Annotated in this window: 17 protein-coding genes; 1 reads left to right on the top strand and 16 read right to left on the bottom strand. The window is 61.9% G+C overall.

What is annotated here, in order from left to right; all coding sequences use genetic code 11:
• Positions 1-92: 92 nt before the first annotated feature.
• Positions 93-929: a hypothetical protein gene (locus BV106_RS35920; protein ID WP_051946095.1), complete on the bottom strand. Its 837-nt coding sequence runs from the start codon at positions 927-929 to the stop codon at positions 93-95.
• A 204-nt stretch (positions 930-1133) separates the two neighbouring features.
• Between BV106_RS35920 and BV106_RS20155 the strand changes: the two genes are divergently transcribed.
• Positions 1134-2873 carry an SbmA/BacA-like family transporter gene (locus tag BV106_RS20155; RefSeq protein ID WP_051946094.1) on the top strand — a complete coding sequence of 580 codons (1740 nt, stop codon included), beginning with the start codon at positions 1134-1136 and terminating at the stop codon, positions 2871-2873.
• Between the two features lie 11 nt (positions 2874-2884).
• On the opposite strand, the gene BV106_RS20150 is transcribed toward BV106_RS20155, so the two are convergent.
• The 15 genes from BV106_RS20150 to BV106_RS20085 all read right to left on the bottom strand — a co-directional run bounded on the left by BV106_RS20150 (position 2885) and on the right by BV106_RS20085 (position 26034).
• Positions 2885-6685 carry a glycosyl transferase gene (locus tag BV106_RS20150; protein WP_038167563.1) on the bottom strand — a complete coding sequence of 1267 codons (3801 nt, stop codon included), beginning with the start codon at positions 6683-6685 and terminating at the stop codon, positions 2885-2887.
• A 27-nt stretch (positions 6686-6712) separates the two neighbouring features.
• Entirely contained in the window at positions 6713-9832 is a 3120-nt protein-coding gene (locus tag BV106_RS20145) for a discoidin domain-containing protein (protein ID WP_038167561.1), read from the bottom strand.
• A gap of 37 nt (positions 9833-9869) precedes the next feature.
• Complete coding sequence (locus BV106_RS20140; RefSeq protein WP_038167559.1) at positions 9870-11138, bottom strand: ATP-dependent 6-phosphofructokinase; 1269 nt, start codon at positions 11136-11138, stop codon at positions 9870-9872.
• Entirely contained in the window at positions 11135-12805 is a 1671-nt protein-coding gene (locus tag BV106_RS20135) for a putative transporter (RefSeq protein WP_038167557.1), read from the bottom strand. Before BV106_RS20135 ends, BV106_RS20140 begins: the two co-directional genes overlap by 4 nt.
• 10 nt (positions 12806-12815) lie before the next feature.
• Complete coding sequence (pckA, locus tag BV106_RS20130; protein WP_038167700.1) at positions 12816-14414, bottom strand: phosphoenolpyruvate carboxykinase (ATP); 1599 nt, start codon at positions 14412-14414, stop codon at positions 12816-12818.
• A gap of 141 nt (positions 14415-14555) precedes the next feature.
• Positions 14556-15506, bottom strand: coding sequence for a hypothetical protein (locus BV106_RS35915; RefSeq protein WP_081891993.1), 951 nt, complete (start codon positions 15504-15506; stop codon positions 14556-14558).
• On the bottom strand, positions 15503-16660 hold the full coding sequence (locus BV106_RS38710; protein WP_265595884.1) for a hypothetical protein: 1158 nt from the start codon (positions 16658-16660) through the stop codon (positions 15503-15505). Before BV106_RS38710 ends, BV106_RS35915 begins: the two co-directional genes overlap by 4 nt.
• Positions 16661-16733: 73 nt before the next feature.
• On the bottom strand, positions 16734-17639 hold the full coding sequence (locus BV106_RS20120; protein ID WP_038167555.1) for an SgcJ/EcaC family oxidoreductase: 906 nt from the start codon (positions 17637-17639) through the stop codon (positions 16734-16736).
• A gap of 151 nt (positions 17640-17790) precedes the next feature.
• On the bottom strand, positions 17791-19902 hold the full coding sequence (locus BV106_RS35910; protein ID WP_051946092.1) for an ATP-binding protein: 2112 nt from the start codon (positions 19900-19902) through the stop codon (positions 17791-17793).
• Positions 19896-20924, bottom strand: coding sequence for a two-component regulator propeller domain-containing protein (locus BV106_RS20110; protein ID WP_038167553.1), 1029 nt, complete (start codon positions 20922-20924; stop codon positions 19896-19898). The genes BV106_RS35910 and BV106_RS20110 overlap by 7 nt, the downstream gene beginning before the upstream one ends.
• A 142-nt stretch (positions 20925-21066) precedes the next feature.
• Entirely contained in the window at positions 21067-21444 is a 378-nt protein-coding gene (locus BV106_RS20105) for a hypothetical protein (RefSeq protein ID WP_038167550.1), read from the bottom strand.
• 6 nt (positions 21445-21450) lie between these two features.
• Complete coding sequence (locus BV106_RS20100; RefSeq protein ID WP_063767967.1) at positions 21451-23199, bottom strand: SulP family inorganic anion transporter; 1749 nt, start codon at positions 23197-23199, stop codon at positions 21451-21453.
• A gap of 62 nt (positions 23200-23261) precedes the next feature.
• Positions 23262-24164 carry a polyphosphate kinase 2 family protein gene (locus BV106_RS20095; RefSeq protein WP_038167549.1) on the bottom strand — a complete coding sequence of 301 codons (903 nt, stop codon included), beginning with the start codon at positions 24162-24164 and terminating at the stop codon, positions 23262-23264.
• Between the two features lie 104 nt (positions 24165-24268).
• Entirely contained in the window at positions 24269-24499 is a 231-nt protein-coding gene (locus BV106_RS20090) for a hypothetical protein (protein ID WP_038167547.1), read from the bottom strand.
• A gap of 47 nt (positions 24500-24546) precedes the next feature.
• Complete coding sequence (locus tag BV106_RS20085; RefSeq protein WP_038167545.1) at positions 24547-26034, bottom strand: efflux transporter outer membrane subunit; 1488 nt, start codon at positions 26032-26034, stop codon at positions 24547-24549.
• Between the last annotated feature and the right edge of the window lie 7 nt (positions 26035-26041).

The raw sequence follows: 26041 nt of genomic DNA, 5'->3' as shown, positions 1-26041 counted from the left end.
CGCAAATAGAGCCACCCGGCTCCACTCCCCCGTATGATGAACGTCACGGCTCTATCTGGATATAAGACCTTGGTCCGACAGAGTCGCACACCTCATCCTGCGCCCTGCCGGCCCACCATCCTTCTCACCCCACGCGCATGGATGATGGAATCCATAAACGTGGCCAACCGCGCCGCCGTACCCACGTGCTCCTGCTCCAGCTCCTGGGAATGGGCCAGATGATTGCGCAAGGACTCGATCGCGCGGGCAAACCGGTCGGCCTCCCGCCGGGAGACAAATCCCAGATCTTCAATCAATTGCGGCTCATGGAGCAGGATATCCGCCTTGTCCTTGATCTGCAGGCAGTCCACCAGCCGGCAGTCGCCTCCACAGCGTCGCCGTTCCGTTTGCAGTGCCTGGGCCTTGCCCAGCCTGCCCGCTGAGATCTTGTCTCCCCACGCCTCAGCAGGATGCAGCTCTTCAATCGCCCAGGTCATGTTCAGATCCAGCAGCGTGACCGTGCCGAACAACCACATCCGGAGCGGTGCCTTCTGCAGATCCTGGTGGCAGATCACCCCGCCCACCTCACCCAGCCAGCGCACAAACACCCGCGGGGCATGACTCATTGCTGTCAGCACCGTGCCCAGTCCAGCATCTGCATCCACCGCCGACTCTTCCTGAAACGGCCTGGCAGCTTCTTGCAGGGAACCAGATGCCGATGCCAGATCCTCCTCATCCACCCACCCCGTCACCAGACCACGCTGTCGCACGCCCAGCACCGCGCGCCCGTCATCCTTCATCAGCTCCCGCGCCAGACCGGCCTGCTGGTTTCCATCCAGGGAGGCCAGTGGCTCCACCAGGTCTGCCGCGGTCAGACTTTTGGAAAAGGTCTGGTGCAGTCGCGCCACACTCCTCGGGCGGCTGGCGGTGAGGCCGGATGGTTCCATCATGGCACAGACAGGCAGGGTTGAGGGTGGCTCCTGGCCAGCCTACGCCCGGTCCATTTTGCCTGCACCTCTCTTCCCGTAGGACCTAGGGCGTATCGACTCCATCGCGGGGTTCATGCTAGAAGCAAACCTGTGGAAGCACCTCCCTGCACCAGGCGCCCGTTAGTGCCCCTTGCCTCCCTCCACCCTTACTGGTAGTTACTCTGCATGCCATCGCCCCCCATCAAGGAGGAAAAGCATCCCAAGCTGAAGCCTCAAACCTTTCAGCGGATGAAGCGCTCCATTGGAGTGTTTTTGTCCTCCCCCGCGGGCGGCCGGGCCAAGATGCTGCTCTTCATGCTGCTGGCCTGCATGTTCTGCATCAATGGCATGAACGTCCTCAACAGCTATGTCGGACGTTATTTCATGTCTGCCATTGAGAAGCGGGACATGGCAGCCTTTGTCCACTATGCCTGGCTGTACGTCGCCGTGTTTGGCGGCTCCACGGTGGTGGCCGTTTTCTATCGATTCGCCGAAGAGCGGCTCGGGCTCCTCTGGCGGGACTGGCTCACGCACCGCATCGTCGGTCTCTATGTGGACCAGCGGCTCTACCTGCGTTTCGAGGAGTCCGGTGCGCTGACCAATCCCGACCAGCGCATGTCAGAGGATGTGAAGCAGCTGACGGTCAGCACCCTCTCCTTCCTGCTCCTCATCCTCAACGGGACCATGACCGCCATCTCCTTCTCCGGCGTATTGTGGTCCATCAGCCCCAAGCTGTTTCTCGTAGCTGTCGTCTATGCCGCGGTGGGATCCGCCCTCACCATCTGGCTGGGCCGCCCGCTCATCCGGCTGAACTACCAGCAGGCAGACCGCGAGGCCGATTTCCGCTCAGAGCTCATCCGCATGCGGGAGAACGCTGAAGGCATCGCCGTCACCGGCAACCAGCAGACCATCCGCCACCGGTTGATGACCCGGATTGATCAGCTCGTAGGGAACTTCCGCAGGATCACCGAAATCAATCGTAACCTGAATTTCTTCACGACGGGTTACAACTACATGATCCAGCTCATCCCTTCGTTGATCGTGGCCCCGCTCTTCATCCAGGGGAAAGTGGAGTTCGGAGTCATTGGTCAGTCGGCAATGGCCTTTGCCACCCTGCTGGCCGCATTCTCGCTCATCATTGCCCAGTTCCAGGCCATCTCCTCCTATGCCTCCGTCATCACCCGGCTGGGAGAGTTTGTGGAAGCGACGGAGTGCGCGGGGCTGGATTGCGACGCGCCCCAGGTCGAGTATGCGACCGGCTCAGATCGTTTCCTCTATGCCGGGCTCACGCTTCGCACTTCCAGCAAGGATCATACGGTTATCGTCAGCGATCTGAACCTCACCCTCACCCCGGGGCTCCGCGTGCTAGTGAACGGCCCCTCCCAGACCGCTCGGGTGGCTCTGTTCCGCACGTCCGCCGGCGTGCAGGTGGAAGGCATCGGCAGCATCGTGCGCCCACCTGTCGAGAAGCTCGCGTTTCTCCCGGGCCAGCCCTATCTCCCGCCCGGCTCCGTCCGTGAAATCGTCATCCCCGCCGGGTGCGAGGAGCGCGTGAGCAACGAGGCTCTGTGGCAGTTGTTTGATGAGATCGGGCTGAAGTCCTCCAAGCTAAAGTCGGACGAAGACCTCACCACCCCTCATAACTGGGAGGATCGACTTTCCATCTCCAAGCAACATCTGCTCTCCATCGCCCGCGCCCTCCTTTCTGACCCGGAATACATCTTCCTGGACCACATCGAGTCTGCCCTGGGGGAGAACCATGCCGAGATGGCCCTCTCCGCCCTCCGCGCCAGAGGCATCACTTGTGTCTCATTTGAAGAGAGCGAACCTGACCCAGCCCGGCACGATGCCGTGCTGGAGCTTCACGATGATGGTTCATGGAAATGGATTGAGCTGCGCAGCAACGGACCACGAATGATTTCGTAAAGCGCAGCGCATCAACCCATTCCCACTTTCACCGCGAACCTCCCCTCTTTGCCCTGGAGCGGAATGCGCGCGATGCCTTCCACCACCTCGCAGACTGTCCCGTCGCAGCTCGCCTGCACCACTTTCCTGCCACTGCCCTGCTCACCGCCAATGGTGATCTCATAGACTGCATCGGAACGGCTGTCCCGCCAGATGACACTGTAGGTTGTCCAGTCATCCGGCACGCACGGCTTGATCACCAACGTATCGCCATTCTCCACCCGCAATCCCAGGATTGATTCCACCGCGACCCGGAACATCCAGCCCGAGGAACCAGTGTACCAGGTCCAGCCTCCGCGCCCAACGTGGGGCTCCGCGCCATAGATGTCAGCAGCCATCACATACGGCTCCGTCTTGTAGAGATCTGCCGCCTCCTGGGTCCTCGCATGCGCCACGGGAGACAGCATCTCCAGCAGCCGCAGCGCCCGGTTGTTCTCACCATACTCAGCCACCGCCTTCACCACCCAGCACGCCGCGTGAGTGTACTGGCCGCCGTTCTCTCGTACTCCCGCCACATAACCCTTGATGTACCCGGGATCATTCGCGGTCTTCACAAAAGGCGGAGTCAACAGACGGATGATGCCATCACTCTCCGAAATAAGGCGCTGCGAAAGGGCGTTCATCGCACTCGCCGCCCGCTCGGGCGGGGCGGCCTTGGCGATGACCGCCCAGGACTGGGCGAGCGCATCGATCTGGCACTCGTCACTGAGCCATGAGCCCAATGGCTGACCGTTGTCATAGTAAGCGCGCCGATACCACTCCCCATCCCATCCTCCCTCGTTAATGGCATCGTACAGTGCCTTCCGATGGGCGGTGTAGCGCTCAACTCTTGAGCTGTCACTCCGACGTTCACAGATGGGAATGAAGAGACCCAGGATGTGATAGAGGAAGAACGCCATCCACACACTCTCGCCCCGCCCTTCGCGGCCCACGCGGCTCATCCCATCGTTCCAGTCTCCCACCCCCATGAGAGGCAGGCCATGCTCCCCCACCTTTAAAGAGCGGTCCATGGTGCGGCAACAGTGCTCGTAGAGATCGGCATCGTTCGGTGAGATCTCAGGCGTGAGGTACACCTCATCCTGGTGCTCCCCTAGAAGCGGAGCCGTCAGGAAGGGCGCCCGCTCGTCCAGAATGCCCACGTCTCCGGTCGTGCCCACATAGTCCGCCGTTAGAAACGCCAGCCACAGCAGATCATCAGAGAATTTGGTGCGAAGCCCCCGTCCAATCGGCTCCGCATGCCACCAGTGCAGCACGTCCCCTTCCTCGAACTGGTGCCGGGCATGCAGGAGGATCTGGGCCCGTGCATAGGCGGGATCCAGTGCGAGGAGTGAACCAGAATCCTGCAACTGGTCGCGATAGCCAAAGGCCCCGCTGGACTGGTAGAAACCGGACCGTGCCCACATCCGGCAGCACAGGGTCTGGTAAGCGAGCCAGCCATTCACCATCACGTTCAGGATGGGCGAGGGAGAACTCACCTGCACCCCACCCAGGAGGGACTTCCAGAAGGCACAGGCCTCTTCTTCAGCCGTCAGAACGGCATTGAGCGCGCGATATTGGGAAACCAGAATCGCAGCCTCATCTTCGTTCATCACCTCACCCAGCAGCACCACGCACTCCACCGTGGCACCGGGTTGAAGGTTAAACACTCTCTGCTGCACAAAGCAGGGATCCAGGCCGGTCCCCACGGCGCTGTTCAGACGTCCGCCCGAGACCAACGCAGCAGGATTCACCGGCGTGCCATGCTGGCCCAGAAACGCAGCCCGGTCTGCCGTATGCGCACTCCCCACCACCACCGCACCATGCACCTGGAGATCGCTAAACACCAGGCCACCCCGAAAGTCTCCGGCCGCCAGGTTCACCGCCCGCAGGCTGCCGTCCGCCTCGAGTCGGGTAGTCACCATGCTGGGTAACTCTGGCAGCGAGCCCAGCACCAGCCTCTGATACGATGTGAACGAAAGGTTCCGGACCGTGCCTCCGCGGTTGGTGAGACGAAGGCGCACGATCTTCAGCGGATCCTCTTCAGGCACAAACATTGTCACCTCATGCTCCAGATCCTGACACTGGGTCAGGAACCGGCTGCGCCCGAACCCATGCCGCACCTCATAATCTCCTGAACTCGGCACTGGACCTGGCAGGGGCGACCACACCTCCCCGGAGGATTCATCCCGCAGATAGTACGCTTCACCGTAGGGATCCGTCACTGGCTCGTTCGACCAGGGGGTGATGCGGTTGGCCTGGCTGTTCCTGGCCCAGGTGCAGCCAGCTCCCGCCTCGCTCACTAGGAACCCAGCCTTCCGGTTGGCCACCACATTGATCCACGGCAGCGGTGGACGGCTCAGCCTACCCTCCCTTTGAGCCAGGCGAATGACGTACTCGGTGCCATCCTGGCTAAATCCGCCGTAGCCATTGAAAAATTGAAGCGTCTCCGTCGAAGCAACGACCTTCCCTTCAGCCGAGGCCTGTCTTTGCACGACGGGAGGTACCAGCGGTGAGGCCTGGGAGTTCACTACAGGAAGGCGCTGCTCCACCACCAGGGATGCCGCCGCCAGCAGCACTCTGCGATGGGGCTCCGGGAGCTCTCGTGAGTTCAAGGTAAACACGCGATCATCCAGTCCGGCGGGTGCCGGCCTGGCATCCTCTGCCAGGACGATGAGATTCGTGAAGAATCCCTTGGCCCCCCAGTACTGACGTGCCCGCAAGACCTCCTGCGTCACCGGCTTGCCCCACCCGCCAGACACCACGATCTGCATCCGGTCTCTGGGAATCTTGAACTGGCCAAACACCGCATTCACATCCGTATCCGCAGGCAGATCCACGGCCGCGGGTTTCAGAGCACGGCTGCCGTAGTGCATCGCGGCTGCGAGCGATTGAAGATCCGCTGCTTCCTCAGCACTGAGTTTGAGATCAGACCAGAGGCTGCGTTCATGCTCCTCGGCCGCCACGTAGACCTGCTCCCACTGCGCAGCAGTACGATGGCTCTCCGTCACCGTCCGGACCTCACGCGAGGTCTCCGCGATGCCGGTAAGGAAGGCCAGCACCTTGCTCTCTCCTGGATCCAGGTCCACCACCGCCCGCAGGCTGCAGCAAGGGTCCAGCACATTCCCCACTGTGCCGGAGAGTGCCCCCTCCAGCGCTGCAGGCTGGGCCGCCGTGCGCCCCCGTCCGAGAAAGCGAAGCCGGTCCGTCTCCCAGCCCACTGCGTTGGCACCGGCGAGCGCGTGATAGAGGCTGGGCCACTTCTCATCATTCCCGCGTGGCCGCCTCTCTGTGACCAGAGCCCCCTGCTCCGGCACGTAGCGAGTTTGCAGAAATAACTTGGAGAACGCCGGATGCCCAATGTCCGCCCCTTGCCAGGTGAGCACGCTCTCCAGGTAGCTGGTCACCTCAAGGGTGCGCCTGCGTCCCGACAGGTTTTTCAGGGTGAGACGGCGGATCTCCATGTCAAACTGGGGCGAGACCGCGACATCTACCTGCGAGAGTATCCCCGCCTGCTCATGCAGCAGGTGGCAGGCCCCTGCCGAGGCAGAAAATACGTACCGCTCTCCGCGATGCCCCACCGGCTGCAACCCCGCGGACCACAGCTTGCCATCACCCACATCACGCAGGTAGATGAACTGGCCATGGGCGTCTTCCACAGGATCCCCGAGCCACCGGTTGACCACATGGCCATGTCTTCGGGACTGCCCCGTACCCGCAGCGGTGATCAGGGCGAAGTATCGGCCGTTGGCCAGCAGGCGGGCTTCCGGGTGGACGGTGGAATGCGGTGCACTCATAGGATGGTGTGAAAGACGTAGAGGCCATCAGCCCTCCGGGCTGGCGAAGGAAACAACCACGCGGGCAGGCAGTTCACGCACCACCACCTCGCGGGCATCAAACTCGGTGACGGGCTTGTCGTTGACCGTGACCGCCTGAATGGAGCGGTCCCCCGGTGGACGGAAAACAAAGCCTCCGCGTGGTAGGCGCAGGCCGCCGCCCAGCTCCAGCAGCAGCGTACCGTCCGGCTTGCGGTCCAGACTAAGATCCAGCCGGCCAAACCAGGTGGGCAGCTCGCAGACAGAGATGCCGCCGCGCTGGGAAAGCCAGCGCTCGTCCACGCCTGCACCGATGATGAGGGCATCATCCACCTCCCGCTCATAGGCAAAGAGGGCGGCAAACACGAGCATGTACTCTGCGGCGATCCACGTGTGGGGCACATCCCCCAGGTGACCCGGGCTGCGAGGGTCCTTCCAGGAAATCTCCGGCCACTGGTTCCAATGTCGGGGTCGGCGGTCCGTGAGGAAGAACTCCAGCAGTTCCAGTGCTTCCGCACGTTTGCCCAGATGCACCAGCGCTCCCACGATGCGAATTTCGTAAGCCGTGTAGTTGTTCCACTCCATCTCCCCCCCGTGCTTCCGGCGGAAGTCCCGCACAAAGAGCGCGAACATCTCGTCCAGTTGTTTCATCGGCAGGTGGGCCATGCTCTGCAGCAGCGTCACAGCATTGGAGGTGGCTGTGGGATCGAAGTCCGCCCACTCCACGGAGCCCGGCACATAGTGCAGCCCCTTTTCCGCGATCACGTGATGGATCGAGTCACAAAGCGTGTCTCTGAAAGCGTAGGCCAGTTCTGTCAATTCACGAGCCTCATCCCCGTGCCCCAGCTCCGCAGCCATGGCCGCCGCATCCTTCAGACCGCGCAGCGCCCAGAAGTCATCCCAATACGCGTGCACAGGGTGGGCCAGATAGCCCTCGTGGCTGGCAGATTCAGGAAGCAACCCGTAGCGCGCCTTCTTCTCCGGCGTGAGGTACTCGGGCGTGAGTCGTTGCGCCCGCAGCTGCTCAATGAACTTCGCCGCCTTCACCACATACGGCCACATCTCCAGAAGAAAATCCCGGTCGCCCGTGAAGCGGAAGGATTCCATCACACCATAGATGAGCTGGCCGTGGCTGTCGTGCTCCACCAGCCAGTCTGGGCCCGTACGATCCACACAGCAGGGCACAAAGCCGTCCTCTCGCTGGTAAGGTGCGAACCAGCGGATGAACTCCGGCAGCGCCTCGTAGTCACCTATCCGCATCAACGCCGCGCCCATGATCACGCCATCCCTCACCCAGGAGCGCGTGTAGCGGCGAGGGCCGGGATGCAGCGCCGGGCCATCTCGATTGATGAGAATCTGGCCGGCCGCTGTGCGGAACGTGCGCGCCGCCTCCCGAGCCACGCCTTCCGGCAGTCGCCAGGTCACGGTGCCAGTGCGGCGGCGCATGACGCGTCCTGCCTCCTCAAACTGCGATGCCCCATCCAGAGCCGCGATGGCATGACGCTGATTGATGTCCAGCAGACGCTTGAAGCCAAAGGGCACCGCCACATACAGGTCATGCTCCGTCTTGGGTTTCAGCGTCAGATCAAATCGCATCGCGGCTGAGGCGAAACCAAACTCATCCCGCACGGTGGATTGTGTGGGCAACCAGCCTGCCGCGATGAAGTCAGTGATGTTCCCCTGCTGAAAAGCCAGTGCCCCAAAGGCTCCTGGCTTCTGGAGCGGCACCACCCACTTGTCCCCATTGATCTGCACCGCCCCCTCCTTCCAGGCGATCTCATAGATCTCGCTCACCCCTCCCAGCCCCACCCAGCCGTGATTGCTCTGCGAGCTCTGCCAGGGTGGATTCACCTCGAACGGACGCACCGCCACGTGAAAGTGGATTTTCACGGGCACCTTGCCGGTGGTGCGGAGACGGTAGCGCACAAACATCACCGCATCCTCGCCACGCCCCGTGCCGCATACGGTGGTCTCCAGCGTCAGCCCCGGGAGCGTCCAGTGCGCCGAGGGGATGGCCAGACCGTCCTCCCCCTGGCAGACTCTCCGGCGGGCATCAGCCCAGGAAAAGACACGATCCTTCACCTGGATCCAGGGTTCGAGGGTAAAAGTGCCCATGTCCGGCTCCACCAGCCCGTCTTCGTTGATGAGCGAACACGTCCTCCCCTCCGGGGTGCCGGCGCAGGTCCAGTAGCTCTGTTCGCGCAGCAGCCAGCGGGGATAGCGCCCGCGCCCGCTGCGGGTCGCGATGGCATGAAAGAAGTCCACCACGGACCGGGAGAACTCAAACGACTTCACCTCCAGATGGGTCATGGCCACCGGTCCGTCGAAGGTCAGAAGCAGATGCCGGGATTCAGATCCAGGCAGATAGATGTAACTCCTTGAACCCTGATCATTGATCGACTGGTTCAGCCGCTGCCAGGTTTCCCCGTCCTCTGACGCCGTCACGGTGAAGGACCTTGTGGCGGGCTTCGGTGCCCAGTCGATGATCAGCCCCCCGTATTCCCGCAGGCCATGGAAGTCCAGCCTCAGCCATGGACTCTCATCCCCTCGGGCGCTGCGCCAGCCCGCATCCGGCTTGTTTCCCAGCAGATGGTCGGCACTCGTCCCTCGGGCGCATGAGGAGGTCGTCACCAGGGGAGATTTCCGGATGGTCCGGTTTACAAAGCGGAAGTCATCCAGCCACACCGTTCCTCTCCCGCCCGGGCCAGCACTGATGACAAACTCCACGGCGCCCAGCTTCCGCAAGATCCCGCCTCCCGCGGGACCCCAGGCGAATTCGATCTGGCTGCTCTTGATGCAGATCGGGCGCGGCTCCAGGCTGAACTCAAACTCCTGCTCCATCCATCGCCACACATTGCGCCCGCTCGTATCCGCCAGTTTGAACTCCAGGTTGTTTCTTGGAGCCTCACCGCGCACCTCAAAGGAGAAGCCATACGCCTCCGGCAACGGCATGGAGAAGACCTTCCGCACCACGACAAACCCGCCCCCGCCCATGAAGTCAAAGTCCAGGCGGAGGGCGTGTCCGCCCCTCAGCCCCTCCTCACTCTTCACCGTCAGCCGGGCATCACCGGAGGTCACGGCCAGCCAGCTTGCCGGATTCGTGAAGTCATCCATGAGACGTGTGTTCATTCGGAAATTGGGTTTGGGGAAGCAACCTTTACTGGGCCTACATCAGCCTCGCAGGCTGTCCTGTGGTGGCCAGCACCGCACGCCAGAGCTCTCCGTTCACATCCACCTGCTTGCTGGATCGTGCGATGAGATCGATCGGGACGTGCACATAGTGCCCATGGAGGAAGCTCACCACCAGCCCCGTCCTGCCTGACATGCCGGCATGCACCGCGTGCCGGCCCATGCGGTCACAGATCAGGGCATCCTCGGTATTCGCCGGGCAGCCCCGGATCTGGTAGCTGGGGTCGAAGTAGCGCATCGTCATTTCAATGCCCCGGGCCTTGAAGTGGGCATTCAGACTGTCGCGAAGGTGCAGGCCGATGTCCTGAAGCTTGGTGTTGCCGGAGGCATCTTTTGACCCCGTGCCCTGCAGCAGATCCTGCCCCGCACCTTCCGCCACCACCACCACGGCATGGTCCTTGGCAGCCAACCTGCGCTCCAGAGCCGCAAACAAGCCCGACACGCCCTCCAGCGCAAAGGGAACCTCCGGCACCAGGCAGAAGTTCACATCCTGGCTCGCCACACTGGCTGCCGCCGCGATGAAGCCGGCATGCCGCCCCATCAGCTTCACCACCGACACCCCGTTGTCCACACTGCGTGCCTCAGTATGCGCGGAGTTGATCACCCGCACCGCTTCATCCACCGCTGTGCCAAACCCAAACGTGCGTGAGACATACTTCACGTCGTTGTCGATGGTCTTGGGAATACCCACCACAGCCAGGGGGCGCCCTTGACGGCGCGCCTCCTCATAGATGGCGTATCCACCACGCTGGGTACCGTCTCCCCCGACCGTGAAAAGGATGTCCACTCCCAGATCCATGAGGTACTTGACCGCCACCGACACTTCCACCGGGCCTCGTGAGGTTCCCAGCAGGGTGCCGCCTTCCTTGTGAATGTCCTCCACCACGTCATCTGTCAGTTCCAGCGGGGCCTTGCCCACCGCCGGGTCCAGTCCCCGATACCCGCCACGGATTCCCAGCACCGAGCGGACGCCATATCCTCGAACCAGCTCCCTCGTCACAGAGCGGATCACATTGTTCAAGCCCGGGCACAGCCCTCCGCAAGTGACGATCGCCGCCCGAGTCTCCGCCGGGGCAAAGTACAGCTTCTTCTGTGGCCCGCACTTCTCAAAGAGGAGCAGGTCATCGGGGATCAAGCCCCCGCGCCAGCTGGCCGTGGAGGGCACATAGCTCGCCTCATCTTCGGCATTGAGCACGGGCGAGTCATATCTGGCGTCCCCGAGACGGGTGATGATGGCAGTCTTCATGTGCAGAGTGTAATCGCTAACACCTGGGCGGAAAGAATTCTCAGCAGGGTGGTAAAAGGAAATACGGTGGCATAGGCCACGGCTGGAGCGTCTGAACTGGCCATGTTGGAGGCAAACGCCAGTGCAGGAGGGTCCGTCATGCTCCCCGCTACCAGGCCGCTGAGATCCATATAGTTCATCCTCAATACGAGCCTCGCAAACACCGCGACCGTCACGAGCGGTACCACGGTGACGCAAACACCTGCCAGGAGCCACATCGCCCCGGTGGCACTCACAATCGTTTCAAAGAACTTCGCCCCCGCGCTGAGCCCCACTGCCGCGAAGAACAAGGCGATGCCAAATTCGCGGAAGGCAAGATTGGTGTTCACCGGCATGTGCCAGACCTGACGCCGAATGCGCCCCACCCTCCCAAGGATCAGAGCCGCGATCAACGGTCCACCCGCCAGACCCAAACGAACGGGATGCGGCAGCCCTGGAATAGGGATCGGCATGGTGCCCAGCAAAATCCCCACCGCAAGACCGATGAAGAATGGGATGAAGTGGGTTTCGCTCAGTTCCTTGAGTGAATTCCCCACCGCCTCTGCGGCGAGATCCAGATCCTCCTTGCGACCCACCAGTTGCAGCTGATCCCCATACTGCAGCCTGAGTCCCGGCACAGCGGACATTTCCAGATCCGCCCGGGTCACCCGGGTAACGGCCACATGGTAGCGCCTGTCCAGATGCAGCTCCCCCACCGGTTTGCCCAGCACTTTGCGATCCGTCACCACCACGCGTCTGAAGGTCACCGTGCTTTGATCCAGAACGAGGTCTTCCTCACTGCGTCGGCCGATCACCCGCTCCATGGCCTCCACTCCCCGGAGCGGTCCCACCACCACCAGCAGATCCCCCACGTGGAGGATTGTCTCGTCCGTGGCGGGCTCCACCACCCCCGCATGACGTATGCGGGAGAATGTGACGCCCGCCTCCACCCGGGCTGCGAGTGTGCCCACCGCCACGCCTGCCATATCTGACTGCGTCACTTCCAGCGTCCTCCGCTCCAGCGGGTCCGCCTGCACCTTGTTCATCGCAGCGAACTCCTCCGCCTCCTGCGCCACATTGATCTTGAGCAGTCTGGGAAGCAGCATCAGGGTGACGATGATTCCCAGCGTGGCTGCGGGATAGGTCACCGCGTAGGCCAGGGCAGGCAGCGCCATCCTGTCAGCGGATACCTCCGGCAGCATGCCCAGCGTCTGCGTACCCGCCCCCAGCGAAGGGGTGTTGGTGGAGCCGCCGGAAAAGACTCCCAGGACCGCCGCGGGGTCGAACCCGGCCAGCCAGCCAGAGAGTGCCGCGATCACCGCCCCCATGACCACCACGGCGGCGGTCAGCAGATTCAGCTTCATGCCCTGCTTCCGCAGCGCGGCAAAGAAACCCGGCCCAAGCTGCAGACCGATCGTGAACACGAAGAGCACCAGCCCGAACTCCTTCACAAACGCGATGACGTGACTGTCCACCGCGTCCACGAAGTGTCCCACCAGGATGCCTGCGAACAACACCCCGGCCGTGCCGAGTTTGACTCCACGAACCCGGATGCTGCCCAGCGCCATCCCAGCCACGCAAACCAGTGCCATCAAGGCCATGGCATGCGGGATGGGCTGGGTCTCGTTCAATTCGAGGAGCCAGCTCATGATTCGTATCTCAACCAATTGGGGCCGCCGCCCGCACCTCCGCACTTGCCCCGTCTGCGTAGGTTTCGAAGTTCTTGATGAAGAGACCAGCCAGCTTCCTGGCGGTGGCATCGTATTCCAACTTGTCCGCCCACGCGTCCCTGGGGCGCAGCATTTCTGCCGGCACACCGGGACACTCCAACACAATGTCAAAGCCGAAGACGCTGTCACGTTCTGTGCGCGCATTCGCCAGGGAACCGTTGTGAATGCCGTCGATGATGGCGCGGGTGTCTTTGAGGCTGATGCGTTTCCCCACGCCATAGGCACCTCCAGCCCACCCGGTATTCACCAGCCAGACTCGGGCATTGTGTTTCTTCATCTTGTCCGCCAGAAGCTCCGCATACTTGCTGGGATGCCACATCAGAAAGGGCCCTCCGAAGCAGGGAGAGAAGGTCGCCTGCGGCTCTGTCACCCCCATTTCCGTGCCCGCCACCTTGGCCGTATATCCGCTGATGAAGTGATACATGGCATGCTCTGGGGACAGCGCACTTACCGGCGGCAGCACCCCAAACGCATCACACGTGAGAAAGATGATGTCCGTGGGGTGCCCGGCCGTGCAGGGCACCCGGGCGTTCTGAATGAAGTCGATCGGGTACGCCCCCCGCGTGTTCTGCGTGATGCTTGTGTCGGTGTAGTCCACGTCCCGCTCTTCATCCAGCACCACATTCTCCAGCACCGCACCAAAGCGGAGCGCCTGGAAGATGTCCGGCTCGCTTTCCGGAGTCAGGTTGGTCGCCTTCGCATAACAACCGCCTTCGAGGTTAAATATCCCATCGTCGCTCCAGCAATGTTCATCATCACCAATGAGATTTCGCTTGGGATCCGCTGAGAGCGTCGTCTTGCCCGTGCCGCTCAGCCCGAACAACAGGGATGACGCACCGGTATCACGGTCAGATGTGGCTGAGCAGTGCATGGAAAGCACCCCACGAAGCGGAGCAAGATAGTTTGCGACCGTGAACACACCCTTCTTCATCTCCCCGGCATACTCTGTGCCGAGGATCACCAGTTCCTTGTCCTCCAGACTCAGGTCGATGCTCGTGGCCGAGCCCATGCCTTTGGTGAGCCGGTTCGCGGGAAATGCCCCGGCGTTGTAGATCACAAAGTCGGGTGAACCAAAGCTCGCCAGCTCGTCCCTGGTGGGACGAATCAGCATGATGTGCATGAACAGCGCATGGTAGGGCCGGGAGCAGATCACCCTCACCTTGATACGGTGCTGAGGATCCCATCCGGCAAAGCCGTCAAAGCAATAGAGCCGGTCCCGTGTGTTGAGATAGTCAATGGCCCGCTGGTGATTGATGGCAAAGATCTCCTTGGTCATGGCCACATTCACCGGTCCCCACCAGATGTTGCCTTCGGAGTCCGGGTGATTCACCACCCGCTTGTCCTTGGGGGACCGGCCGGTCTTCACACCAGAGTAGGCCACCAGCGCACCATTGTCAGCGATGCTCGCATCCTTCTCGTAGCGAATCGCGTGTTCATACAGAGCACCAGGAGGGAGATTGTGGTGGACTTCCGCCACGGTCAGCCCGTGCTGAATGAGATCGAGGAAATGACTGGATTGCGTGCTCATGTTTATCATGCATTGACCCCGACTGCTACAGGTCCGCCGTTGGAGTCAGGCACGGACGAGGAGGCTGCGACAACGGAAATTGAAAACAAGCCGGTGACCCGCCCGAATCACGGAACCAGATCACCGGCAGTAGCTCGGCCGTTATTTGGGCGGCATGGTCGGGTTCAGCGGTGGCAGCTTGCGGTCCACCGGCGGGATGGAGGCAGATTTACCAGCTTCCGCGGGCTCCGGCAGCCGCACCAGCAGCCATGTCTCCGTACGATTTCCACTGAAGTGGATGGTCACCGTACTCACCTCTTCGGTCAGGTTTGCAAGGCTGGTCGAGCAGACGGTGCCGCCCTTCTCGCCAATGCGCCAGACCACCGTCTGGGTTTTCTTGTCCAGCTCTCCGGTGATGGGACGGGCATCTTCTGTAAGCACGTTTTGATACGCACCGGAGATCACTCCGTCACGATTGATGGACAGCTGCATGAAGAGGATGGGATCACCCTTCTCTTCCTGCACCAGGGAGAACACACCCAGTGTCATCCATTCCTCCGGTTTGCCTTCTGGGGCCGGTGTGGGCGGCGGGGACTGTTCCATTACCAGGACTTTCTCGATCACTGGCTGGGTGTACTGAGCCACCGGCATGGGCTGGTTGTCCAGATACACCGTGTCACCTTCATAGACGACTGTGGAGCCATAGTCCGCATACACCGGCGGAGGAGCCGCCGTAGCACCATAGACCCAGCTGGAGACACCCGCCCAGGCGCACGGCCGCCACCACCACCAAGGATTGTGCGCAAAGTGGCCAAAGCCATGATAGTGGCCGTGTCCCCACCAGCCCACATGTCCCCACCAGTGGTCGTCGAAGCAGTCGTCATGGAAGTCCTGGACATTGTCCCAGACCTCATCCGCCCGATCCCAACGGTAGTCCCACGCATCCTGGCGATGCTCCTGCCAGTCGTCGCGATTCTGGTTTCGCCAGTCCTGGCGGTCGTTCCTGGCATTTTCGAGCTCGTTCCAGCGCTGGTCGCGATTGTTCTGGAAGTCATCGTGGCGTTGCTGCCGGTTGTCCTGCCGTTGGTCCCAGGCGTCATGCCGGTTGTTCACCCGGTTCTCCCAGTTTTCTCCGCGATTCTCCGACCAGTCTCCCCAGTTGGGCCGGTCTTGAGGCCGTTCGGGACGCGCTGGCAGATTTCCTGGACGCTCACCGATGCTGGGCCTTTCGCCAATGGGTCCTCCACCGATGCCTGGGCGGTCGCCGATGCCGGGACGTCCGTCCCCGATGCCACCCGCCGGGAGTTGCGAGGGACGCTCGCGGCCTCCTTCAAAGGCGGGAAGCTGCGAGATGGCGGCACCTGCACCCGCACCCGCGGCGATACCGAGGAAATTACCCAAGTCACCCTTGCTGGGTCGCTGGGACGGCAGAGTGCTGGGAGTCCCCGGTCTGCCGACGTCTCCCGGACGCTGGGCCACTCCGGGGCCACCCGGGCGGGAGGGTAGCTGAGAAGGTCTGTCCCCTGCACCCGGACGATCACCCGCACCAGGACGCGCTGGCAATTGGGACGGGCCACCACCGACTGTCGGGCGATCGCCCGCGCCGGGACGAGCCGGCAATTGCGAAGGGCGGTCTCCTGCACCAGCACCTGGACGGGCCGGAAGCTGACCGGGACGATCCGCCACACCAGGCCGGGAGGGCTGCTGGGAAGGTCGGTTAACTCCTGAACCCGCTCCTCCGGGGCGGCTGCCTGAGGGCAGTTGCGAGACGCTGTTCCCACCTGAAGGACGGTTGGCCACGCTGCCGCCGCCGCCAGCGGGCTTCGAGGGCAAACGCCCGCCACTGGGCCGGGAATCCCCGCCAGAGGGTCTCTGGCTCGGCCGGGAGGCGACACTGTTGCCCCCTGAAGGACGAGATCCGCCACCGGATGGACGAGAGAAATCTCCGCCGCCGGAAGGCCGGGATCCGCCACCCGAAGGTTTGGAGCTCCCACCTGACGGACGTGATCCTCCCGACGGCCGGGATGAACTCCCCCCACCTGAGGGCCGGGAGGAACTGCCACCGCCACCAGACGGTCTTGAGAAACTACCACCGCCGCCAGAAGGCTTGGGCCGGCTGCTACTCCCACCACCCGAAGGTTTGGGACGGCTCCCCCCTCCTCCACCGCCACCCGAGGGGCGTGACATGCCGCCCCCGCCACCTCCTCGTGATCCTCCTCCACCACCACCGCGGCCACCACCGCCACCACGCGCCTGCACCTCCGCATGCTCAAAGAAGATGGCCAGGCCCAAGACCATGGCCAGCACTGAATAGACTCGCGACTTCATGGCTTTGGGAAGTTAGTTGCTTTTCACACGCTTGGCTTCAATGACGCCGATGGAGGGCAATGGTTCGCCATCCAGGGTGCGGCTGCCTGACTGCCAGGTAAGCTTGTCTTCACCCACCTTGGTAATCGTGTTCTCAGCGGTGGTCCTGCCACCATCGGGATTCACGCCTGACTCCCTCACAAGCCAGCGATTCCCCTCATGAGTCCACTGTCCTTCCGCGAACCCTCCTTCTGCATCGAAGGTCCAGGAACGGATGGTTTCATTCACGGGATCCCACCCGATGATCTGCCAGCCCTCCAGCAGCGTCTCCTCCCCTTGTCTCACCACCACATTTCGGGTGATGAAGGCCGCGCCCTTTGACCACACATACTGGCTGCGCACCGTCAGGTCGTTCTCCTTGTCTGAGTCTTCCCAGTCGCCGATCAACCAGGCAAGCTCCGCGAGCTTCGCCCGCGGCTCCTCTTCAGCTACGGGGGACTCGATCAACTGGCTGATCTTCCACTTGTCGTCCTTCTTCACGTGGATGGCCGTGTAGGTGGAGCGCTCCACATCACCATCCTTGGCCGTCACCTTGGTGGCGCCTTTTTCGACCACCACCTCCGGAGAGAGCCTTCGGACCGAAACGGACGCGATCTCCAGCTTGGCCCCTTTGTTCCCGGCGAAGGCATCACGGATGCCACCTTCAATTTCCGCGAACCCATTGAAGGACCGGCCATCCTCTGTGGTGTATTCCGCATCTTCCGCAAAGAAGCCCGCCAGAGCTTTGACGTCTCCTTTGTTGTAGGCCGTTTCATAAGCCCTGTTCAGGGCATCAACGGCAGTCTGCTCCACGCTGGGGGCAGCTTTGTCAGGCTCTTGGGCGGACAAGCTGCAGATCACAGCGAGCAACGTGGTAATGGACAGGGACAAGGCTTTCATAACCGGGTGGCATTCGTGCAAATTTCAGGAGTCATTTTCTCCAAATCACACCCTCCCCGCCATAGGACCATGGTCCGATGCCAGTGATGCCACGCCTGACACGCCCCCCTTACTTCGACCCAAAGGGTCCCCCCCAACACCTAGCAACGGTTCACTCCCCCTCGCCCACTGTCCGCAGCGTGAAACTGAATGTCGCGCCACGTTCTTTATTGTTGTCCACCCAGAGACGGCCTCCATGGGCCCCAATGATAGCGCGGCAGATGGACAGCCCCATCCCGAGACCCTGCTTCTTCGTGGAGAAAAAGGGCTTAAAAATGCGCTCCGCCATCTCCGGAGCCAGGCCGGGACCACAATCCGACACGGCCACGAGGATGAAGCCGGGATCCGACGGACGCGTCTCCACCAGCAGCTGTCGGTCTGGCGGGGGGCTGGCCGCCATCGCGTCACATCCGTTCAAGACGAGGTTGAGCAGCACCTGTTGCAACTGGATGTGATCCCCCTTCACCAGCGACACGTCAGAGGAGAAGCGTGTTTCGATGGAGACTTTGCGCTCGATCAGGTCGTTGTTGATCAGGAGCAGTGCCTGTTCGATGTCGGCGTTGATGTCGCGAGATTCCAGCGCTGACTCGCCGTTTTTCACCATGTTCCGCATGCGCTCGATGATCTCGTTGGCCCGTCGATCGGCAGACGAGATGTCCTCAAGACTGCTGCGCACTTCATCAAGCTCCACCGGCACGTTGGTAAGATACCGAAGGGCGGCCTGGGAGTTGGCCAGGATCGTGGTGAGCGGCTGCTTCAGTTCATGCGCCAGAGATGCGGACAGCTCCCCCAGCAGGGTAACGCGGCTCATATGGGCCAGTTCCGCCCGCATCTGACGGGAACGCTCGATCTCCACCAACTCCCGCGTATGCCTCCGGTTGGTCAGCCACAATCCTGCGGCTCCACCTGCTGCCACCAGCAGGATCACGCCACTGGCGCGGAACCACCAGGTCTCCCAAAACTGAGGGCGAATGATCACTGCCAGACTGGCCACGGATTCGCTTCGATGGCTTCGGCTGTCCGTCGCCACCACTTGGAATCGATAGCGCCCTGGAGAAAGACCGCTGTACGAGGCGAGCCGCCGGCTCCCCGCCTTCACCCACCCCTCATCCACCCCCTCCAGCCGATGCTGGAAGCGGATCCACTCCCCGCCGGCCAAGGCGGGTGCCGTGTAGCTAATCTCCACGCGATGCTGTCCAGAAGGCACTACCAACGGCTTCCCTAAAGGACGCCGCTTGCCATCCACCATGGCGCTCTCTACCACCGCCTTGGGATCAGCCATGCCCATGGCGAGCACCCGCTGAGGGTGAATTTCCGCCACGCCCCCCACGGTGGGGAACAGCAGCCTGCCATCCCGCGTCTTGATTGCCGGGGGGGAGCAGCCACTGGCGCATTGGGGGCAAAGCACCCCTTCGTTCTTTCCGAACACCACCGGGTGCAGCTCCGCAATCAAGCCGGAGTCCACCGCGGCAAGGTCCCCGCGCTCGACGCGCATGATCCCACGGTTGCTGCCCAGCCAGATGGCCCCCTGATCGTCCGGGAGGATCTGGGAAATCACATCGTCTACCAGGCCCTCGCGCATGGTGTAGTTCACCACCTTTCCCTCTTTGAGGCGGGAGAGTCCGCCCCCCAGGGTTCCGATCCAGAGAGTTCCGTCCGGATCACGGTGCAGTGCCCTGATGTTTCCTGATACCAGCCCGTCTTCCCGCCCCCACTTTTTGAGCAGGCCCGTCCGCCAGCGGTACACGCCGGAGGCGCTGCCCACCCACAAGGTCTCCTCATCCTCCGGAACCATGCTGGTGATGCCACCTGGGAAGGTGCCCCGGGGCGCGGCCATCATCAGCTTGCTCCCGTCCCACTTCAGCAACGTGCCGTAGTAGGTGCCAAACCACACGGAGGCTCCCAGTGACGCCACCGCACGCACGGCCTCCCCTTGCACGGGTGCGTCACGGAACAACATCGTGGCCTCCCCAGATCGCAAGCGGCAGGCGAACTGTTCGCCTGCGAACCAAGCACTGCCATCAGGTGCCACCAGGCTGCAATAGACGTGCGGCAGAAACTTGCCAAACGCAGGGTCAGAGATCCTCGTGAACCTGCCGTTCTCAAATCGCAGGATGCCCTCCGTGGAGGCACACACCAGCCAGGATCCGGAGGCTTCTTCCGCTATGGAGGTGAAGGCTCCCGGGCGCCCTTGTCCAGGTTCAGCCACCCAGTAGTTCAGCACCCGGGGGGAGAGCCGGTAGAGCCCGCCGTAAGTGGTGCCCGCCCAGATGTTGCCCCCCGATCCACCAGCAGGCTTCGCACATTGCGGCCGGCCAGGACGTCATCCTGCGTTGCCCGCTCGAACCTTCCCTCCTTCTGACGATACACCCCCCCATGGCGCAGCCCCGTCCACACGGTGCCGTCCACGCCTTCGACCATGCACTCGAAACTTGTATGCGGCAGCCCTTCTGCCGGTCCCAACAGGGTCCAGGCACCATCCTTCCCTTTCCAGATCCGGCCATTCCCCATGCCAGCCCACACGGTCCCATCCCGAGCCGCCATCAAACTGTAGCAATCGCCTGATGCTGGCCCCGGTGTAGGCACTCGGACAAAGCGGCCAGATGAGTTCTCGAACACGCCCACTTCAATGACCGAAACCCACAGAGTGCCACGCCCGTCTTCCGTCACGTCCCGGATCTGCTCACGGGGCAGCCCCCACTCGTGGCCGATCAGGGTAAACTTGCCCTCCTGCCAGCGCACGAGCCCATCCGACGTACCGATCCAGACCGAGCCGTCCCGGCCCGCCGTCATACACACCACATCCCCGCTGCTGGGAAACCCTTCTGCGGACTCATAGCTGGTAAACGTACCCTTGTCCCAGCGGCTCACTCCACCTCCGGTGGTGCCGATCCAGAGCTGGCCATCCCGGCTCTCCACCAGAGCGGAGATACGCAGTGAACGCAGTCCGTCCTGCAGACCAAAGTTGCGAAACCGATAACCATCAAAATGGGAGAGCCCGCCTCCTGTCCCGACCCACAGAAATCTATCTTGTGTTTGCACCAGGGCATTGATCGTGTTCTGAGGCAGGCCGTCATCAGTCTGCCAGTTTCGTGCCACCCAGTCTTCGCGCTCGGGGGCCAGTGCCGCCACAGTCGTTACTTCGGCGACCGTAAGCGGAGCCGCTCCCTGCCCGCAGACCTGCACCTCGTATCCAACGCACAGGAATGCCCACGCGGCAATGCCCCCCACCCATGAGATCTTCATCCCCTGGTAAGCCGTCCCCGCAGTCCACCTGGCTAGCTTCCGCATGTACACCTACGCAATAACGGGTTCGTCCACTGATGTCAGTAGAAAAAACCGACTATTATTTGCGATGATGCATCCTTAAATGTCAGTGATTGTAAGATTACGATGAACTAGTGCGATTGATCTTGCCCCAGATTCCGGTGAGCGTTGTTTGCGCTGCTGCTTTGAGCTTTTCCACAGAGGTCCCTTCGGGCAGACTGATGTCGAACACCGGGTCCCCCTGCAATTCACTCAGTAGCTTCGTCGCATCTCCACTGCTGGTGAACATGAACTGCTCCTTGTCCTTTTCCGAGAGGGCGAAGACGGCAATGTTGAGCACCCATGTGCCATCCTTGCGCAGAAGGAAGCGGTCCTGTTGCAAGGTCGTACTGCCAGGTGCACTCGCCTCCTGCCGGACGATGAACGGTCCGCGCCCACCCGGCCCGGACCCGAGGTTGATCATTTCACAGTTGTGGTAGCTGTTGGTCAGGGTTGCCATAATTCGTCAGAGGTTGGGATGTCCGCTTGGTGGTTGTCGTTGATCTCCCGCCGGAAGGGACAACTCACCAGCAGGCTGCAGAGAAGAAAAGTGGTCCACCGCATCGGCGACCGAGGTCAGACGGTTGATCTCACCAATCTTCTCCTCAAATCCCTCCAGCCGCAGGGTTTCGCGCACGGAAGCATGCGCCTCGACCACTTGAAGCTGGCTGCCCATCGCCACGATCTCACCGTGGAGGGCGATCAAGGTCTGGGCGGACTGGAGATCCACATGAGGAGCCGCTGAGAGATCGAGCAGGACCAACGATGGCACCGGCACCATCGCTGCGGCGCGATTCACAATCGCATCGCGCACATGGTCGATGTTGAAATAGTACAGAGCGGACTCTGGTCTCACCAGCAAGGCACCAGGCACGGCTTCGTTGTCAGCATTCTTGGCCATGTCAGAGTAGCGACGGGTGCCAGGGATGCGCCCCAGGAAGGCCACATACGGGTGAGAAGACCGCCGCAGGAGTTGCAGCAGAGAGATGACGGCACCGATCATGACACCTCTCAACAATCCCGAGCCCATCACCCCAGCCATGGCCGCAATGGCTACCACGAATTCCGCCCGGTAGTGCACCCAGAGCTGGATCATCGCCTTCAGCTTAAAGAGCCCGGCAATCGCAAAGAGCACGATAGCAGCCAGCACGGGCTGCGGCAGATCATGCAACAACCCGGAGAGAAAGACCGTGATCAACACTACGATGAGCGCAGAGATCAGCCCGGACAACGGCGTCCGGGCACCCGCGCTTTCGTTCACCAGACTCTGTGACATCCCGCCACTCACCGGGAAGGAACGCCCCAGTCCTGCAGCCAGATTGGCTCCTGCCAGCGCGAGCAACTCTTGATTCCCATCAAACCGGCCACCGTGCTTGGCACAAAACATCCGTCCAATGGCGGCAGTTTCCACCGCCCCAAGTAGGAAGCACGCCAGAGCCAGGGGCAGCAACTCGTTCAGATCCGCCCAATGCACCGCAGGCAATCCGGGTACGGGGAACCCTTGCGGCACGTTGCCCAGCATCTTCACCCCGCGCGCCTCCAATCCCAGCAAGGAAGACAGGAGAATGCCTCCCACCACTACAAACAGAGCCACTGGCTTGTTCTTCAGATAGATCTTACCTAGAACCATCACCCCCAGCGCCAGAAGCCCGATCACCAGTGAGGCCACATTTGTATCTCCCAAGTGAGAGAAGAAATGCCCGGCCCGCTCCCAGAAGTCGCCATGACTGCCTTTAAATCCGCAAAGCTTGGGCAGCTGCGTGGAGGCGAGAAACAGGGCCAGACCGGACTTGAACCCGATCATGACGGGATCGGAAATGAAATGGACGATGGCTCCGGCCTTCATCAACCACGCCAAAAAGGCCAGCGTTGCCACGATGAGCGCCGTGCACGCGGCAAGTGCGGAGAATCGTGAGACATCCCCCTGGGCAATGCCTCCCAAAGAAGCCCCCACAAGCAGGGAAATGGCGGAAGTGACGGTGATGGCTGTGTGCCGTGAACTGCAAAACAGCCAGAACACCAACCCGGAAAACATGCAGGCATACAACCCTGCCTCAGGAGGCAGATTCGCGAGCGAGGCGTCCCCAATTCCTGCCGGCAACAGATAAGCGGCCAGGGTGATTCCAGCCAGCACATCCTGCTTCAGCCAGCCAGGCTGGTACGCACGAAGCCACTGCAGAGCTGGCAGCAGGTTGCTGGTGGACGGGGTGCTCATGCGCTTGTGATGTGTTCTCCCTCGGTGGCGCAGATCCCCTGCTCAATCATCACAGCCGCTTATCACTCGTTCTCCAGTTCCTTCCTCGCCACGGCCAGTTCATCCTGCTTCGCCTTGTCCACATGGGGGTAGACCAGGTCCAGCGAGGCCAGGCCGTCGATGATGGCTGCAGCCACGACCACGCGGGTGAACCATTTGTTGTCCGCTGGCACCACATACCAGGGTGCCTCTTTGGTGGCGGTGTTCCGGATCGTCTCCTCGTACGCCTTCGCATAGTCCTTCCAGTGTTTCCGTTCCGCAGCATCGGTGGCGGAGAACTTCCAGTTCTTCTCCTTGTTCTCGATCCGCTCCATGAAGCGTTTCTTCTGCTCCCCTTTGGAGACATGCAGGAAGAACTTCCGCACCAGCACGCCGTTGTTTCCCAGATACCGCTCATAGGCGCGGATGTCCTCGAACCGGTTCTCCCAGAGATCCTTGCCCACCAGTTTCTCCGGCACCTTCTGCTTCTTCAGAATCTCCGGGTGCACGCGTACCACCAGCGTTTCCTCATAGTAGCTGCGGTTGAAGATGCCGATGCGGCCACGTTCCGGCAGGTGCTTCTGGCAGCGCCAGAGATAGTCGTGATCGAGATCCTCGGGAGACGGTGCTTTGAACGAAGCCACCTGGCACCCCTGCGGATTCACCCCGCTCATCACGTGCTTGATAGCCCCGTCCTTCCCCGCAGCGTCCATCGCCTGAAAGATGAGCAGCACCGCCCAACGGTCCTGCGCATACAGCAAGTCCTGCAACTGCGCCAGAGCCCCCACCCCCATCTGCAGGGCATCCTTGGCTTCCGGCTTGTTTTCCTCCGTCAAGTCCCCAGTGTCGTCAGGTTCCACATCTTCGAGACGGAATTTCCCACCATCGGAGACGCGATAAGGTTGGGAGAGCTTGTGAGCCCGCTTGATGATGTCTTTAAGCTTCATGAGCAGCGCATAGTAGAATCTCCTGACAAGGCGCAGGCATCCTGCAAGATAAGCCGCGAGCCCGGACCAACCTTCTGGGCCCAGGGCTCGCAGACTGAGACCTCCTAGTATCTCAGTCCTTGACGCCCCCGGGCCTTGTCATTCCAGTTCTCCCGGCGGTCCACCCGGTTCTCCAGATGATCGCCCGGCCCGCTGTAGTGGCGTCGGTCATAACGATCCTCACGGCGGTCATAGCGATCTTCCACACGGTCCACCGTGCCCACGCACGAGGAGAGACCTGCGAGCACAGAGCAGCACAGGGAGACTTTGATGCACAGATTGAGTTTGGTTTTCATCGTTGTAGGTTTGGTGAAATACTTTTAGGCCCGCTCACCGTCGCCCTTCATTTCTGGGCGGTGGTGAATCCCCCGCCCAGTGCCAGGTGGAGGTTGGCGCGCTCACGCAACCGCGAGGCACGGATCTTGGTGAGCTCGATCTTGGCCGCGAGGTTCTCCCCGACGAGGCGCAGGATCGTGAACATGTCGGCCTGCCCCTGATCCACCTGCTTCCGGCCCAGCGTCACCGCCGTGCCGCTGTTGCTCACCATTTCGACGAGCGCCCCCTCCCGGCGCTTCAGATGGTATTCACTGGCCAGGGCATCCTCAACCTCGGCGAAGGCCTTGAGAGCTGCCGAGGTGTAGTCAGAGGCAGCCGCCCGTTGCTCGTGCGTGCGAAGGTCTTGCGCAGCTTTCAGCTCGCCACCGAAGAAGATAGGCTGTACCACGCCGGAGGCGAGACTCCAGTTGATGGAGTCCAGCACTCCCACCCCGTCCAGGTCGGCAGTACCTGCCCCGCCCATCGCACTGATGGCGAAACGCGGCAGACGTGCCGCCCGGGCCTCACTCACCCGGTGGAATGCCGCTGCAAAATGACGCTCGGCGGCAATCATATCTGGCCGACGCTCCAGCAACTCCATGGGCATGCCCGCTGGCACTGCCCGCAGGCCTGTGGGGAAGCTGCTGCGGATAGAGGCCTTTCCAGCCGGGTAGTGACTGGTCACCACCTCGATGGCGCGCACCGCATGATCATGCGCAGCCTCCGCAGCATAGAGCGTATCCCGCGCCGCGGCAGTACGTGAGTTCACCTGCGCCAGTTCAAAGTCACTGGAGAACCCCTGCTCCTTGCGTTCGCCCGTGAGCTTGGCGTAGTCCTGATAAAGGTTCAGCGTTTCACGCGCATTGGCCGCCTGCTGGGATGCCTCGATCGCGGAGAAGTAGGCCTTGGCCACCTGAGCCGCCAGTGACTGTCTCGCGTACTCGTAAGTGGCCTCCAGCGCCATGCTGTCGGATTTTGCCGCAGCTTTCTTTGATCTCACCCGCCCCCATACGTCCGCCTCCCAGGTGGCCCCGATGCCCAGACCATAGACCCAGCGCTGGGACGAGGAATCAACACTACGGGTGTCCGGGCTCCCGCCACTCAGATTGAGTCCGAAGGAGCCCAGCTCCGCAGGATCAATACCCATGCCCACATCGCCGGAGAATTCGCTACCCTGCCTTTCACCCAGCCCTTTCAGCCCCACTTGGGGATAGAGGGAGGCCGCAGCGATCCTTACCGCTGCTCGCGAAGCATCCACCCGTGCAGCGGCGGCCCTCAGGTCCGGATTCCTCAGGATGGCCTCCTCCACGAGCCGCGTCAGGGAGGAATCATTGAAACTACGGACCCAGTCCGGGGCGACGCGCCCCTTCGTGTGCGGCGCACCCCAGGTTTCATTGACCTGGGAGCGCGCGTAGTCCGTCATGATGTCGCCGCCCGTGGGTGGCTGCTTGATGGCGCAACCCGCGAGTAACAGACAGGGAGCAATCGGAAGTAATGCCGTGATCTTGGAGTGCATGGCTGGA

It is taken from the genome of Verrucomicrobium sp. BvORR106 (assembly GCF_000739655.1).
Taxonomy (GTDB): domain Bacteria; phylum Verrucomicrobiota; class Verrucomicrobiia; order Verrucomicrobiales; family Verrucomicrobiaceae; genus Verrucomicrobium.
This window is presented reverse-complemented; position numbering and strand designations above follow the sequence as displayed.

What these genes read in the sequence shown, in the direction of transcription:
- BV106_RS20105 (WP_038167550.1), bottom strand. Translation starts at nt 21,444, where the DNA reads ATGGCAACCCTGACCAACAGCTACCACAACTGTGAAATGATCAACCTC.
- BV106_RS20110 (WP_038167553.1), bottom strand. Translation starts at nt 20,924, where the DNA reads ATGAAGATCTCATGGGTGGGGGGCATTGCCGCGTGGGCATTCCTGTGC.
- BV106_RS35920 (WP_051946095.1), bottom strand. Translation starts at nt 929, where the DNA reads ATGATGGAACCATCCGGCCTCACCGCCAGCCGCCCGAGGAGTGTGGCG.
- BV106_RS38710 (WP_265595884.1), bottom strand. Translation starts at nt 16,660, where the DNA reads ATGCGGAGGTGCAGGCGCGTGGTGGCGGTGGTGGCCGCGGTGGTGGTG.
- BV106_RS20145 (WP_038167561.1), bottom strand. Translation starts at nt 9,832, where the DNA reads ATGAACACACGTCTCATGGATGACTTCACGAATCCGGCAAGCTGGCTG.
- BV106_RS20095 (WP_038167549.1), bottom strand. Translation starts at nt 24,164, where the DNA reads ATGAAGCTTAAAGACATCATCAAGCGGGCTCACAAGCTCTCCCAACCT.
- BV106_RS20150 (WP_038167563.1), bottom strand. Translation starts at nt 6,685, where the DNA reads ATGAGTGCACCGCATTCCACCGTCCACCCGGAAGCCCGCCTGCTGGCC.
- BV106_RS20100 (WP_063767967.1), bottom strand. Translation starts at nt 23,199, where the DNA reads ATGAGCACCCCGTCCACCAGCAACCTGCTGCCAGCTCTGCAGTGGCTT.
- BV106_RS20085 (WP_038167545.1), bottom strand. Translation starts at nt 26,034, where the DNA reads ATGCACTCCAAGATCACGGCATTACTTCCGATTGCTCCCTGTCTGTTA.
- BV106_RS20155 (WP_051946094.1), top strand. Translation starts at nt 1,134, where the DNA reads ATGCCATCGCCCCCCATCAAGGAGGAAAAGCATCCCAAGCTGAAGCCT.
- BV106_RS20140 (WP_038167559.1), bottom strand. Translation starts at nt 11,138, where the DNA reads ATGAAGACTGCCATCATCACCCGTCTCGGGGACGCCAGATATGACTCG.
- pckA (WP_038167700.1), bottom strand. Translation starts at nt 14,414, where the DNA reads ATGAGCACGCAATCCAGTCATTTCCTCGATCTCATTCAGCACGGGCTG.
- BV106_RS20090 (WP_038167547.1), bottom strand. Translation starts at nt 24,499, where the DNA reads ATGAAAACCAAACTCAATCTGTGCATCAAAGTCTCCCTGTGCTGCTCT.
- BV106_RS20120 (WP_038167555.1), bottom strand. Translation starts at nt 17,639, where the DNA reads ATGAAAGCCTTGTCCCTGTCCATTACCACGTTGCTCGCTGTGATCTGC.
- BV106_RS20135 (WP_038167557.1), bottom strand. Translation starts at nt 12,805, where the DNA reads ATGAGCTGGCTCCTCGAATTGAACGAGACCCAGCCCATCCCGCATGCC.